Origin of the sequence: Enterobacter asburiae, assembly GCA_011754535.1 — a bacterium.
Taxonomy (GTDB): domain Bacteria; phylum Pseudomonadota; class Gammaproteobacteria; order Enterobacterales; family Enterobacteriaceae; genus Enterobacter; species Enterobacter cloacae_N.
Genome location: JAAQVN010000001.1, coordinates 3892119 through 3906938, shown reverse-complemented (window position 1 = coordinate 3906938; position 14820 = coordinate 3892119). Strand labels below are relative to the sequence as shown.

General features: G+C 57.1%; 9 protein-coding genes. 8 read left to right on the top strand and 1 reads right to left on the bottom strand.

All coding sequences use genetic code 11. From position 1 onward, the window contains the following. The first annotated feature begins 264 nt into the window (after positions 1–264). From gudP to HBM95_18465, 4 genes are all read left to right on the top strand, one after another. Entirely contained in the window at positions 265–1620 is a 1356-nt protein-coding gene (gudP, locus tag HBM95_18480) for a galactarate/glucarate/glycerate transporter GudP (GenBank protein NIH44896.1), read from the top strand. Further along, a complete protein-coding gene (locus tag HBM95_18475) occupies positions 1620–2960 on the top strand; it encodes a glucarate dehydratase (GenBank protein ID NIH44895.1) in 1341 nt (446 codons plus the stop codon). The genes gudP and HBM95_18475 overlap by 1 nt, the downstream gene beginning before the upstream one ends. Positions 2961–2975: 15 nt before the next feature. Next, complete coding sequence (gudD, locus tag HBM95_18470; GenBank protein ID NIH44894.1) at positions 2976–4313, top strand: glucarate dehydratase; 1338 nt, start codon at positions 2976–2978, stop codon at positions 4311–4313. A gap of 77 nt (positions 4314–4390) precedes the next feature. Next, a complete protein-coding gene (locus HBM95_18465) occupies positions 4391–5530 on the top strand; it encodes a glycerate kinase (GenBank protein NIH44893.1) in 1140 nt (379 codons plus the stop codon). A gap of 94 nt (positions 5531–5624) precedes the next feature. On the opposite strand, the gene barA is transcribed toward HBM95_18465, so the two are convergent. Further along, positions 5625–8384: a two-component sensor histidine kinase BarA gene (barA, locus tag HBM95_18460; GenBank protein NIH44892.1), complete on the bottom strand. Its 2760-nt coding sequence runs from the start codon at positions 8382–8384 to the stop codon at positions 5625–5627. A 57-nt stretch (positions 8385–8441) separates the two neighbouring features. On the opposite strand from barA, the gene rlmD reads away from it, so the two are divergent. The 4 genes from rlmD to pyrG all read left to right on the top strand — a co-directional run bounded on the left by rlmD (position 8442) and on the right by pyrG (position 14745). Further along, entirely contained in the window at positions 8442–9740 is a 1299-nt protein-coding gene (gene rlmD, locus HBM95_18455) for a 23S rRNA (uracil(1939)-C(5))-methyltransferase RlmD (GenBank protein ID NIH44891.1), read from the top strand. 51 nt (positions 9741–9791) lie between these two features. After that, positions 9792–12023, top strand: a complete 2232-nt coding sequence (gene relA, locus HBM95_18450) for a GTP diphosphokinase (GenBank protein NIH44890.1) — start codon at positions 9792–9794, stop codon at positions 12021–12023. A gap of 69 nt (positions 12024–12092) precedes the next feature. Further along, complete coding sequence (gene mazG, locus HBM95_18445; GenBank protein NIH44889.1) at positions 12093–12884, top strand: nucleoside triphosphate pyrophosphohydrolase; 792 nt, start codon at positions 12093–12095, stop codon at positions 12882–12884. Between the two features lie 223 nt (positions 12885–13107). Beyond that, on the top strand, positions 13108–14745 hold the full coding sequence (pyrG, locus tag HBM95_18440) for a CTP synthase (glutamine hydrolyzing) (GenBank protein ID NIH44888.1): 1638 nt from the start codon (positions 13108–13110) through the stop codon (positions 14743–14745). The last annotated feature ends 75 nt before the right edge of the window (positions 14746–14820 follow it).

The window sequence follows — 14820 nt, the reverse complement described above, 5'->3', positions numbered from 1 at the left end:
CACCCGGCAATACACCCCGCACCAAACGCCAATTCCGTGAACCACCTTCCACTCACCTGGGCTTATGCCATAAACAACCTCTCACATGTCCTTTAATACTGTGTTTTTGCACGGTGAGAGGACGCGTCACTCCTTCATATACTTTTCCGGTCACGATAAAACGGCTTCAGGCCGAACTAAAACGACAAAACTAATCTCATTCTGATTACCCTACCGGTGCTGTACAGAATGAACAGGCGAAAGCTATGTTTCAGGAGTGCAACAATGAGTACATTAAGCCACGCAGCGAGCAGCGCTGAAAAGCGCACCAATGCCCGCTACTGGATAGTGGTGATGCTGTTTATCGTCACGTCCTTTAACTATGGTGACCGCGCCACGCTGTCGATTGCCGGCTCGGAAATGGCAAAAGACATCGGCCTTGATCCGGTGGGCATGGGTTACGTTTTCTCTGCATTCTCATGGGCCTACGTCATCGGCCAAATTCCTGGCGGCTGGCTGCTGGACCGCTTTGGCTCTAAACGCGTCTATTTCTGGTCCATTTTTATCTGGTCTGCTTTTACCCTTTTGCAGGGTTTCGTCGATATCTTCAGCGGCTTCGGCATTATCGTGGCGCTCTTTACGCTGCGCTTCCTGGTGGGCCTGGCGGAAGCACCTTCCTTCCCGGGCAACAGCCGCATTGTCGCGGCCTGGTTCCCGGCGCAGGAGAGGGGAACGGCGGTGGCAATTTTTAACTCCGCCCAGTATTTCGCGACGGTGATCTTTGCGCCCATTATGGGCTGGTTGACGCATGAGGTGGGCTGGTCGCACGTTTTCTTCTTCATGGGCGGGCTTGGGATCGTCATCAGCTTTATCTGGCTGAAAGTGATCCACGAACCCAACCAGCACCCTGGCGTGAACAAAAAAGAGCTGGAGTACATTGCCGAGGGCGGGGCGCTGATCAATATGGATCAGAAGTCCGAGAAAGCAAAAGTCCCGTTCAGCCAGAAATGGGCGCAGATCAAACAGCTCGTCGGCTCGCGCATGATGATCGGTATCTATCTCGGCCAGTACTGTATCAACGCCTTAACCTACTTCTTTATCACCTGGTTCCCGGTTTACCTGGTGCAGGCGCGCGGCATGTCGATCCTGAAGGCGGGGTTTGTCGCCTCGGTCCCGGCAATCTGCGGCTTCATCGGCGGCGTGCTTGGCGGGGTAATTTCCGACTGGCTGATGCGCCGTACGGGGTCGCTGAATATCGCGCGGAAAACGCCGATCGTGCTCGGCATGCTGCTCTCCATGACCATGGTGTTCTGTAACTACGTCAGCGCCGAGTGGATGATTATCGGCTTTATGGCGATGGCCTTCTTCGGCAAAGGCATTGGCGCGCTGGGCTGGGCGGTGATGGCGGATACTGCGCCAAAAGAGATTAGCGGCCTGAGCGGCGGCCTGTTCAATATGTTCGGCAACGTTTCCGGGATTGTCACGCCAATCGCTATCGGCTACATCGTCGGCACCACGGGGTCTTTCAACGGCGCGCTGATCTACGTCGGCGTGCATGCTCTGGTGGCGGTTCTGAGCTACCTCGTGCTGGTAGGCGATATCAAACGCGTCGAACTTAAACCTGTTGGGGAGCGCGGCTGATGACAACGCAATCGAGCCCAACCGTGACTGAAATGAAGGTCATACCGGTGGCCGGTCAGGACAGCATGCTGCTCAATATTGGCGGCGCGCACAACGCCTGGTTTACCCGGAATATCGTCGTGCTGAATGACAGCGCAGGGAATACCGGCGTGGGCGAGGCCCCTGGCGGAGAGGTGATTTACCAGACGCTGGTCGATGCCATTCCGCAGGTGGTGGGCCAGGAGGTCGCCCGCCTGAACAAGGTGGTTCAGCGAGTGCATAAGGGTAACCAGTCGGCGGACTTTGATACCTTTGGCAAGGGCGCATGGACGTTCGAGCTGCGCGTCAATGCGGTGGCCGCCCTGGAAGCGGCGCTGCTGGATTTACTCGGTAAAGCCCTTAACGTTCCGGTCTGCGAACTGCTGGGGCCGGGCAAACAGCGTGATGCGGTCACCGTGCTGGGCTATCTGTTCTACGTTGGCGATCGCAATAAAACCGATCTCCCCTATCTGGCCCGCTCACCGGGCGACCACGACTGGTATCAGCTGCGCCACCAGGAAGCGCTCTCCAGCGAGGCGGTGGTCCGCCTCGCCGAGGCGGCGCAGGATCGCTACGGTTTTAAGGATTTCAAGCTGAAGGGCGGCGTACTGCCCGGCGAACAGGAGATTGAAACGGCACGGGCGCTGAAAAAACGCTTCCCGGCGGCGCGCATCACCGTTGACCCGAACGGCGCATGGCTGCTGGATGAAGCGATTAGCCTGTGCAAAGGGCTGAGGGAAGTCCTGACCTACGCTGAAGACCCGTGCGGCGCTGAGCAGGGCTTTTCTGGCCGCGAGGTGATGGCTGAGTTTCGTCGTGCCACCGGCCTGCCGGTCGCGACCAATATGATCGCCACCAACTGGCGCGAAATGGGCCATGCGGTAATGCTGAACGCCGTCGACATCCCGCTGGCGGACCCGCACTTCTGGACGCTTTCAGGAGCGGTGCGCGTGGCGCAGCTGTGCGACGACTGGGGTCTGACCTGGGGTTGCCACTCGAACAATCACTTTGATATTTCGCTGGCGATGTTTACCCACGTTGGCGCGGCGGCGCCGGGGAACCCGACAGCCATCGATACCCACTGGATTTGGCAGGAAGGCGAAGCCCGCCTGACGAAAAATCCGCTGGAAATCAAAAACGGTAAAATTGCCGTACCCGATGCGCCCGGACTGGGCGTGGAGCTTGACTGGGATCGGGTCCATAAAGCCCACGAGGCGTATAAAAAGCTACCGGGCGGCGCGCGTAACGACGCGGGTCCGATGCAGTATCTTATTCCCGGCTGGACATTTGACCGTAAGCGCCCTGTTTTTGGACGTCACTGATAAAAGGATTACACGATGAGTACTTTTACTACCCCTGTCGTCACTTCCATGCAAATCATTCCGGTCGCGGGTCATGACAGCATGTTGATGAACCTGAGCGGGGCGCATGCGCCGTTTTTTACCCGCAATATTGTCATTATCAAGGACAATGCCGGCCATACCGGCGTGGGTGAAATTCCGGGCGGGGAGAAGATCCGCAAAACGCTGGAAGATGCCATTCCGCTGGTGGTGGGAAAAACGCTGGGTGAGTACAAAAATGTCCTCAACACCGTGCGCAACACCTTTGCCGATCGCGATGCCGGTGGCCGCGGCCTGCAAACCTTCGATTTGCGCACCACTATCCATGTGGTGACCGGCATTGAAGCCGCGATGCTGGATCTGCTGGGCCAGCACCTGGGCGTTAACGTTGCCTCGCTGCTGGGCGAGGGCCAGCAGCGCAGTGAAGTGGAGATGCTCGGCTATCTCTTCTTTGTCGGCGACCGCAAGCTGACGCCGCTGCCGTACCAGAGCCAGCCGGACGAACGATGCGACTGGTACCGCGTACGTCACGAAGAAGCGATGACCCCGGATGCGGTAGTGCGCCTTGCGGAAGCTGCGTATGAAAAATATGGTTTTAATGATTTCAAACTGAAAGGCGGCGTGCTGGCCGGGGAAGAGGAGGCGGAAGCCATTACCGCGCTGGCAAAACGTTTCCCGCAGGCGCGCGTGACGCTCGATCCGAACGGTGCGTGGTCGCTTGATGAAGCGATCAACATTGGCAAACAGCTGAAAGGCGTGCTGGCGTATGCGGAAGATCCGTGCGGGGCTGAGAAAGGCTTCTCGGGCCGCGAAGTCATGGCGGAATTCCGTCGCGCCACGGGGCTGCCGACTGCGACCAATATGATCGCCACCGACTGGCGTCAGATGGGGCACACGCTCTCTCTGCAGTCGGTGGATATCCCGCTGGCAGACCCGCACTTCTGGACGATGCAGGGCTCGGTTCGTGTAGCGCAGATGTGCCATGAGTTTGGCCTGACCTGGGGTTCACACTCCAACAACCACTTCGACGTGTCGCTGGCGATGTTCACCCACGTTGCCGCCGCCGCGCCGGGCACCATTACCGCGATTGACACGCACTGGATCTGGCAGGAGGGTAACCAGCGCCTCACCAAAGAGCCGTTTGAGATTAAAGGTGGCATGGTGCAGGTACCGTCAACTCCAGGTCTTGGCGTGGAGCTGGATATGGACCAGGTGATGAAGGCTCACGAGCTGTATCAAAAACACGGTCTGGGCGCGCGCGACGACGCGATGGCGATGCAGTACCTGATCCCTGACTGGACATTCGACAATAAACGTCCGTGCATGGTACGATAAACGCATTGGGACCGCTCCCATTGGCGGTTCTCTACGTGGTGTATGCTTAACGTAACGACTATGCGTAAGGATGGCTTATGAAAATTGTTATCGCACCGGACTCGTATAAGGAAAGTTTGAGTGCGCTTGAGGTTGCGACAGCAATCGAGCGCGGTTTTCGCGAGATTTTCCCTGAGGCGGTTTACGTCAAACTGCCGGTCGCTGACGGCGGTGAAGGCACAGTTGAGGCGATGATCGCAGCAACGCAGGGACGCATTGTGCACGTTCCGGTGACCGGTCCGCTGGGCGAGCGAGTGGAAGGGTTTTATGGGATATCCGGTGACGAGCAGAGCGCCTTTATTGAAATGGCGGCGGCAAGCGGTCTGGAGCTGGTTGTACCTTCACTGCGTGACCCTCTGAAAACGACCTCCTGGGGTACGGGTGAACTTATCCGCCACGCGCTGGATGCGGGCGTTAAGCATATCATCATCGGTATCGGCGGCAGCGCCACCAATGACGGCGGCGCCGGGATGGTGCAGGCGCTGGGGGCGAAGCTGCTGGACGATAATGAACAGCCGCTGGGGCAGGGCGGGGGCGAGCTGGGTAGACTCGCGCGTATTGACCTGAGCGGCCTCGACAAGCGTCTGGCGGAGTGCCGGATAGAAGTCGCCTGCGATGTGACGAATCCGCTCACCGGTAAGGATGGCGCGTCAGCAGTGTTTGGCCCGCAAAAGGGCGCCACGCCCGAGATGATCGTCACCCTGGACAACGCGCTTGCGCACTATGCGAGAGTCATTGGCCGGGATCTGGATATTGATGTGCTCAACCTTGCCGGTGGCGGCGCGGCGGGTGGCATGGGCGCGGCGCTGTACGCTTTTTGTGGCGCACAGTTGCGCCAGGGCATTGAGATTGTAACCGATGCGCTACACCTGGCCGACCAGGTGGCCGATGCGGATCTGGTGATCACCGGGGAAGGCCGCATCGACAGCCAGACGATCCACGGCAAAGTGCCGGTGGGGGTGGCGAAAGTGGCGAAACGCTTTAATAAGCCCGTTATCGGCATTGCGGGCAGCCTGACGGCGGACGTTGGCGTGGTACACGATCACGGCTTAGACGCGGTGTTTAGCGTGCTCTATACCATCTGCTCGCTGGAGGACGCGCTGGAAAATGCCAGCGCGAATGTACAGATGGCCGCAAGGAATATCGCGGCGGTGCTGAAAGTGGGGCAGGGGATGTAGTTCACCCTCTCCCCAAAGGGGAGAGGGGACGTTATAGACCCTCGGCCCTTTGGGGAGAGGGCCGGGGTGAGGGGAAAATCAGACCGCACCCGCCTCAGCTCCCCAATACCTTCATCGCTTCACGCGTTACGTTATCCATTTCATCCAGCAGCTCCAGGAACTCCGGTTCAAGCTCCGATTCCGGCGTACCTGCGCGCAGCTGCTGCTCCAGCAGCTGGCAGAGGTTTTTCAGTCGCGGTACGCCGCTGTAGCCGCAGCTGCCGTGCAGCTTGTGGATCGCTTCCAGCAGTTCTTCCGGGTTCTCGCCCACCAGCTGTTCTTCAACCTTGTTCCGAATCTCCGGCAGAAACGCGACCAGCATTTGCAGCATCTCTCGCGCTAAATCGGGTTTCCCTGCTGCCTGGCGCAGGGCAAGCTGCCAGTCAAAGGTCGCGTTCTGGTTGACGCTGATTTCAACCGGTTCGCTGGAAACCGTGTACGTCCCGCCAATATGACCCGGCTTATAGCGTAACAGCAGGTTATGAAGCTTCTCTTCGTCGATAGGTTTCGCCAGGTAATCATTCATCCCGGCACTCAGCAGCTTCTCTTTCTGACCGGCCATCGCATGCGCGGTGACCGCAATCACTGGCGTTTGCTGCTGGTGCGGGAGCTGGTGGATCAGCTCACAGGCCCGAATGCCATCCATGCCCGGCATCTGAATATCCATCAGAATCAAATCGAACTGCATCTGTTTAGCCAGTTCAACCGCCTGCGCGCCGCTGGTACACAGCTCAACGTGCTGAACCTGGTCTTCCAGCAATACGCCAATTAGCTTCAGGTTTGCCGGATTATCATCCACCGCCATCACGCTCATGGGCAGTTTTTGCTCATCGTTAATCAACGGCAGAGCGTGCTGGCTAAGACGGCAATACTCCGTGAGCGCGGGCAGCAGGCGAGTCGCGGTGAGCGGCTTAAGCAGGCATGCGGCCGCCCCGTCGTTTTTCAACTCTTCCGCATTTATCTGGGCGTGGCAGGGCAGTGCCAGCAGCAGATAGTCTGTCATCGACGCGGCTTTCGCCAGCCGCTCCTGCTGCATGGTCAGCTCGCCGGTGAAAGTCACCGGGATCCCCATCAGCAGAATGTCGTAATGATCAACGGCAAGGGCTGAGAAGGTTGGACTGTAAACCACCTCCAGCGGCGTGGTGCTTAAGATATCCAGCGCGCACTGCGCCGCCGCCGCGTTAGGCTCGACGTAGGCCAGACGCTTCCCTTTCAGACAGTCCGTCACCGGGCCGTCGGTCAGCACGTTTGGATTGAGGTCCAGGTTAATGTGGAACCAGAAGGTTGAGCCGCGGTTTGGCTGGCTATGGAAAGAGATATCTCCGCCCATCTCGTTCACCAGCCTCTGCGTGATCACCAGCCCCAGCCCGGTACCGCCATGGCGGCGGGAAATGCTGGCATCTGCCTGGCGGAAGGCCTGGAACAGACGCGACTGATCCCGCTCCGGAATGCCGATGCCGGTATCGCGGATTTGAACCTCAATCTGTACCTTGTTATTACTGATCGCGCGTTTTTCTACCAGGATGTCGATGTTGCCGCTTTCGGTGAATTTAATGGCATTCCCGACAAGATTGGTAATGACCTGCTGCAGGCGCAGCGGATCGCCAATGACGTTGTCCGGCACGTCGTTTTTAATATTGAGCGTTAGCTCAAGGCCCTTGTCGTGCGAGGAGTGCGCGAGCAGCGTCACCACTTCATCGAGCGTACTGCGCAGCGGGAACGGAATACTTTCCAGAATCAGTTTGCCCGCCTCCAGCTTGGAGAAGTCCAGCACGTCGTTAATGATCGCCAGCAGGTTATTGGCCGAACGTTCAATGGTGTGCAGGTGATCGCGCTGAGTCGGATTAAGCTCACTTTTTAGCGTCAGGCGGGTAAAGCCGATCACGCCATTGAGCGGCGTGCGCAGCTCGTGCGACATATTGGCCAGGAACTCAGACTTAATACGCGCCGCTTCCTGAGCGCGCTTTTTCGCCAGATCCAGCTCAACGTTCTGGATCTCCATCTGCTCCAGCGTTTCGCGCAGGTCAGAGGTGGCCTGGTCAACGTTATGCTGCATCTCTTCATGATAGGCCGCCAGCGACATCGCCATCGAGTTAATGCCGTTTTTCAGCATATCCAGCTCGCCCAGCATAAATCCTTCCACGCGGCTGTCGAGCTGTCCCCGGCGGATGCGGTCAACGGTGTTAACCATATTACGGATGGGGCCTGTTACGTCGCGCATCAGACGCCAGCCGAAGATCAGCGCAATACCAATGCAGAACAGCATCATCACGCCAGAGATAAAAATTTCTTTGTACTGCTGCAGCCGTACCGACTTGAGATCCAGCTCCAGCGCTACATATCCCAGCATGTTATTGCTGGATTTAGCATCGGATTGCGCAGACTCATCGGGGGAATAGCTTTCCGACACGATCGGCGTGCGCAGAATCATGATATCGCCACGGCGCAACACGGTGAGATGGCGCGGGAAGGGCGTACCGTCCGGGATCTTCAGCGTTGCCGGATCGAGATGAAAATTCGAGGTGACAAACAGGCGGTTATGTTCGTCGTAGACGGAAATGGCGCGAACAATCTCCGAGTGGCGCCGGTGGAGCACACTGATTAACTGACCAATGGATTCGCGGTTTTGCAGGTTCATCCCGTACTCGCTTGAGACGGCGAGCGGTTCGATAATGCTGGCGCCTGCATCCTCCAGCTGTCGCTGCAAATCGTTATAGCGGTGCACGACAAAGAAGATACTCAGCAGCAAACCGATGAGAACGGTGGGGGCGAGGATCAAAATCATCATGCGCGCGCGCAGGCTGTAGTTGGTCATGGCGTTCCGTTATGGGACAATTAAAATAATTATGTTTATGTGAGAAAAATCTCGGCGATGGCGCAATTCTACTCTGCAAAGCGACGCGTGACGACGCGTCAAATCATTACTGTTGAAGCCACGGATCTTGATCCGTTTGGTCAGGGAGTGGCTCGTCACAATGGTAAGACTCTGTTTATAACAGGTTTGCTGCCAACAGAACGAGCAGAAATTACGCTGACGGAAGACAAACGCCAGTACGCACGCGGACAGGTGAAGCGTCGCCTCAACGATAGCCCGCAGCGCGTGGCGCCCCGCTGCCCCCATTTTGGCGTGTGCGGCGGCTGCCAGCAACAGCATGCGAGCACAGAATTACAGCAAAAAAGTAAAAGCCAGGCCCTGGCGCGTCTGCTGAAGCACGACGTTAACGAAATTATCGCCGATGAGCCCTGGGGCTATCGCCGCCGCGCGCGTCTTAGCCTGAGCTATCAGCCTAAAACGGCGCGGCTGGAGATGGGTTTTCGCAAAGCGGCCTCCAGCGATATTGTTGACGTGAAGCAGTGCCCCATTCTGGCGCCCCATCTTGAGGCATTGCTTCCTGACGTGCACCGCTGTCTTGCATCGCTCGACGGGGTGCGTTCACTGGGCCACGTTGAACTGGTGCTGGCGAACAATGGCCCGCTGATGGTGCTGCGCCACACCGCGGCACTGTCGAAAAAAGATCGCGAAAAACTGGAACGCTTTTCGCATTCTCATGAGCTTGCGCTTTTCCTCGCGCCGCAAAGCGAGATACTTGAACAGGTAACAGGTGAAGCTCCCTGGTATGCGTCAGACGGGCTACGCTTAACGTACAGCCCGCGGGATTTCATTCAGGTCAACGACGGCGTAAACCAGCAGATGGTGGCGAACGCCCTGGCATGGCTTGACGTACAGCCCACTGACCGGGTGCTCGATCTGTTCTGCGGCATGGGTAACTTTACTCTGCCGTTGGCGCGCAGAGCGGCAAGCGTCGTCGGCGTGGAAGGCGTTGAGGCGCTGGTGGCGAAAGGGCAGGAGAACGCGCGGCAGAACGGCTTGCAAAATGTGACATTCTTTCATCAAAATCTTGAGGAAGATGTCACCCAACAGCCTTGGGCACAGCAGGGCTTTGATAAAATCCTGCTCGACCCGGCGCGTGCCGGTGCCCCGGGCGTGATGGCACATATTATTAAACTCGCGCCAAAGCGTGTGGTCTATGTTTCCTGTAACCCGGCAACGCTTGCCCGGGACAGTGAGGCGTTACTCAGCGCGGGTTACCAGATTCAGCGTCTGGCAATGCTGGACATGTTCCCGCACACTGGACATCTGGAATCGATGGTGTTGTTCGAGCACATCTAATTTGTTTGGCTTGTCGACTTCGACAGGCCCTGGTCCCTAAAGGAGAGGACAATGGTTGCGGTAAGAAGTGCACATCTCAATAAAGCTGGGGAGTTTGACCCACAAAAATGGATCGCAAGTCTGGGAATTTCCAGCCAGCAGTCGTGTGAACGCTTAACCGAAACCTGGGCCTACTGTCTGCGCACCACGCAGGGACACCCGGATGCCGATCTTCTCTTATGGCGCGGCGTGGAGATGGTGGAAATCTTGTCCATGCTGAACATGGACATCGAAACCCTGCAGGCCGCGCTGCTGTTCCCTCTCGCGGATGCGGACGTGGTCAGCGAAGATGTGCTGCGCGACAGCGTCGGGAAATCCGTCGTTGCGCTGATCCACGGCGTGCGCGATATGGCGGCTATCCGCCAGCTTAAAGCCGCGCATACCGACTCCGTCTCCTCTGAGCAGGTTGATAACGTCCGCCGGATGCTGCTTGCCATGGTGGATGATTTCCGCTGCGTGGTCATCAAGCTGGCCGAGCGTATTGCCCACCTGCGCGAGGTCAAAGATGCGCCGGAAGACGAGCGCGTGCTGGCCGCAAAAGAGTGTACGAACATTTATGCCCCGCTGGCGAACCGCTTAGGGATTGGTCAGCTGAAATGGGAGCTGGAAGATTACTGCTTCCGCTACCTGCATCCGGCAGAATATAAGCGCATTGCTAAACTTCTGCACGAGCGCCGTATCGACCGCGAGCACTATATCGAGGAATTTGTCGGCGGCCTGCGCCAGGCGATGAAAGAAGAGAATGTGCGTGCCGAAGTTTACGGTCGACCTAAGCATATCTACAGCATCTGGCGCAAAATGCAGAAGAAACACCTCGCCTTTGACGAGCTGTTTGACGTGCGCGCCGTGCGTATCGTGGCGGAGCGTCTGCAGGACTGCTACGCCGCGCTGGGTATAGTACATACTCACTTCCGCCATCTGCCGGATGAGTTCGATGACTACGTCGCGAACCCCAAACCAAACGGCTATCAGTCCATTCATACCGTGGTGCTTGGCCCCGGCGGCAAAACGGTCGAGATTCAGATCCGCACCAAACAGATGCATGAAGACGCCGAGCTGGGCGTTGCCGCGCACTGGAAATATAAAGAAGGTACCTCGGGCGGAGCGCGTTCTGGCCATGAAGACCGCATTGCCTGGCTGCGCAAGCTGATTGCGTGGCAGGAAGAGATGGCCGACTCCGGCGAGATGCTCGATGAGGTGCGTAGCCAGGTCTTTGATGACCGCGTCTACGTCTTTACCCCGAAAGGGGACGTTGTCGATCTGCCGGCCGGCTCTACGCCGCTCGATTTTGCTTACCACATCCACAGCGACGTGGGGCACCGCTGCATCGGGGCGAAGATCGGTGGACGTATCGTACCGTTTACCTACCAGCTGCAGATGGGCGACCAGATTGAAATCATTACCCAGAAGCAGCCTAACCCGAGCCGCGACTGGCTTAACCCTAACCTGGGCTACGTCACTACCAGCCGCGGGCGCTCTAAAATCCACGCCTGGTTCCGCAAGCAAGATCGTGACAAAAACATTCTTGCCGGTCGCCAGATCCTCGACGACGAGCTGGAGCATATCGGGATCAGCCTGAAAGAGGCGGAAAAGTTCCTGCTGCCGCGCTACAACTTCAACGAGCTGGACGAGCTGCTGGCGGCGATTGGCGGCGGTGATATCCGTCTTAATCAGATGGTCAACTTCCTGCAGGCGCAGTTCAACAAGCCTAGCGCGGAGGAACAGGACGCGGCGGCGCTGAAGCAGCTGCAGCAGAAAACCTATGCCCCGCAGCAGCGCAGCAAAGACAACGGCCGCGTGGTGGTTGAGGGCGTGGGCAACCTGATGCACCACATCGCCCGCTGCTGCCAGCCGATTCCGGGTGACGACATCGTCGGCTTTATCACTCAGGGGCGCGGGATCTCTATCCACCGCTCCGACTGCGACCAGCTTGCGGAGCTGCAGTCCCATGCGCCGGAGCGCATCGTGGAGGCGGTCTGGGGTGAGAGCTACTCCGCCGGTTACTCGCTGGTGGTGCGCGTTACCGCCAACGACCGCAGCGGCCTGCTGCGCGATATCACCACCATTCTCGCCAACGAGAAGGTCAACGTGCTGGGCGTTGCCAGCCGCAGCGATACTCGCGAGCAGCTTGCCACCATCGATATGACCATCGAAATCTACAACCTGCAGGTGCTCGGCCGCGTGCTGGGCAAGCTGAACCAGGTGCCGGATGTGATTGACGCGCGTCGTCTGCACGGCGGTTAAGATTTCCCTCTTTTGTAGGCCGGGTAAGGCGTAAGCCGCCACCCGGCATTTTTTTATCAGGACATAATCATGACTCAAATCGACCGCCTGCTTGGCATCATGAAACGCCTGCGCGACCCGGAAAACGGCTGTCCATGGGACAAAGAGCAGACTTTCGCCACCATCGCGCCCTATACCCTCGAAGAGACCTATGAGGTGCTGGACGCCATTTCCCGCGAGGACTTTGATGACCTGCGCGGTGAACTCGGCGACCTGCTGTTCCAGGTGGTCTTCTACGCCCAGATGGCGCAGGAGGAAGGGCGCTTTAACTTTGAGGATATCTGCGCCGCTATCAGCGACAAGCTGGAGCGCCGCCACCCGCATATCTTTGGCGATGCCACCGCAGGAAACAGCGCAGAGGTGCTGGCCCGCTGGGAGCAGATAAAAAGCGCCGAGCGCGCTGAAAAGTCCCAGCACTCTGCGCTGGACGACATCCCGCTGAGCCTGCCCGCGCTGATGCGCGCCCACAAAATTCAGAAACGCTGCTCGGCCGTGGGTTTTGACTGGGATTCACTGGGACCGGTGCTGGGTAAAGTGCATGAAGAGATCGACGAAGTGATGCACGAAGCGCAGCAGGCGGTGGTGGATGAAGCAAAGCTGGAGGAAGAGATGGGCGACCTGCTGTTCGCGACCGTCAACCTTTCTCGCCATTTAGGGGTAAAAGCGGAAACCGCCCTGCAAAAAGCCAACCTGAAATTCGAACGACGCTTTCGTGAAGTAGAGCGGATTGTGGCCTCGCGCGGCCTGGAAATGACCGGAATTGATCTCGACGCTATGGAAGAAGTCTGGCAGGAAGTAAAACGCCAGGAATCTGATCTCTAACGGAATTTTGCGATCAAGCGCAATTTGTGTGATTTTTTAAATGACAAGCGCTTGATTTGCGTCAAAAACATTTACCCAAAAGGGGCTATTTTCTCACTCCTTATGTTTGTCATGGCCTGGAATGGAGACGGAGAATGAAAGTTTGTGGCGCTCGCCGTGTTCGGGTATACTACTTTCCCGTCCTGGTTATTCCATCGTTTCACCCTAACTTCTCAGGTTCAGCATGACAACGAACTATATTTTTGTGACCGGCGGGGTCGTATCCTCTCTGGGTAAAGGCATTGCCGCAGCCTCCCTCGCAGCCATTCTTGAAGCCCGTGGCCTCAATGTGACCATGATGAAACTGGATCCGTACATCAACGTCGATCCTGGCACCATGAGCCCAACCCAACACGGGGAAGTGTTCGTTACTGAAGACGGCGCTGAAACCGATCTGGATCTTGGCCACTACGAGCGTTTCATTCGTACCAAAATGACCCGTCGTAACAACTTTACGACTGGCCGCATCTACTCTGACGTTCTGCGTAAAGAGCGCCGCGGTGACTACCTGGGCGCGACCGTGCAGGTTATCCCACACATCACTAACGCAATCAAAGAGCGTGTCCTTGCCGGTGGCGAAGGGCATGACGTTGTGCTGGTTGAAATCGGCGGCACCGTGGGTGATATCGAATCCCTGCCATTCCTCGAAGCTATTCGTCAGCTGGCGGTAGACATTGGTCGTGAACACGCGCTGTTCATGCACTTGACGCTGGTGCCTTACATGGCGGCAGCAGGTGAAGTGAAAACCAAACCGACTCAGCACTCCGTTAAAGAGCTGCTCTCCATCGGTATTCAGCCTGACATCCTGGTTTGCCGTTCCGATCGCGCAATCCCGGCGAACGAACGTGCGAAAATTGCATTGTTCTGTAACGTGCCTGAAAAAGCCGTTATTTCAATGAAAGATGTCGATTCCATTTATAAAATCCCGGGCCTGTTGAAATCACAGGGTCTGGACGATTATATTTGTAAACGATTCAGCTTGAACTGTCCGGAAGCTAACCTGTCTGAATGGGAACAGGTTATTTACGAAGAAGCTAACCCGGCGGGCGAAGTGACTATCGGTATGGTCGGCAAGTACATCGAACTGCCGGACGCCTATAAGTCCGTAATCGAAGCGCTGAAACACGGTGGTCTGAAGAATCGCGTCTCCGTGAACATCAAGCTGATTGATTCGCAGGATGTTGAAACACGTGGCGTTGAAATTCTGAAAGATCTGGATGCTATCCTCATCCCTGGCGGCTTCGGCTACCGTGGTGTTGAAGGCAAGATCGCCACTGCACGCTATGCGCGTGAAAACAATATTCCATACCTCGGCATCTGCCTGGGTATGCAGGTTGCGCTGATCGAATTTGCGCGCAACGTAGCGGGAATGGAAAACGCGAACTCTACGGAATTTGTGCCAGACTGTAAGTACCCTGTAGTGGCGCTGATTACGGAATGGCGTGACGAAGACGGTAACGTTGAAGTCCGTACCGAGAAGAGCGATCTGGGTGGCACTATGCGTCTTGGTGCACAGGCCTGCCAGCTGTCCGACGATAGCGTGGTTCGCAAGCTGTACGGCGAGCCGGTCATCACCGAGCGCCATCGTCACCGCTATGAAGTCAACAACATGTTGTTGAAACAAATTGAAGCCGCGGGCCTGCGTGTTGCGGGTCGCTCCGGGGATGATCAGTTAGTCGAGATCATCGAGGTGCCAAACCATCCGTGGTTTGTCGCCTGCCAGTTCCACCCGGAATTTACTTCAACGCCGCGTGATGGACATCCGCTGTTTGCAGGCTTCGTTAAAGCCGCCAACGAGTACCAGAAGCGTCAGGCGAAGTAAAAAAAGTTAGAACGGCAACGCGTACCAACGGTACGCGTTGTTTGTCTGGAGTTTTAGTTTAACTTGTACTGAGGA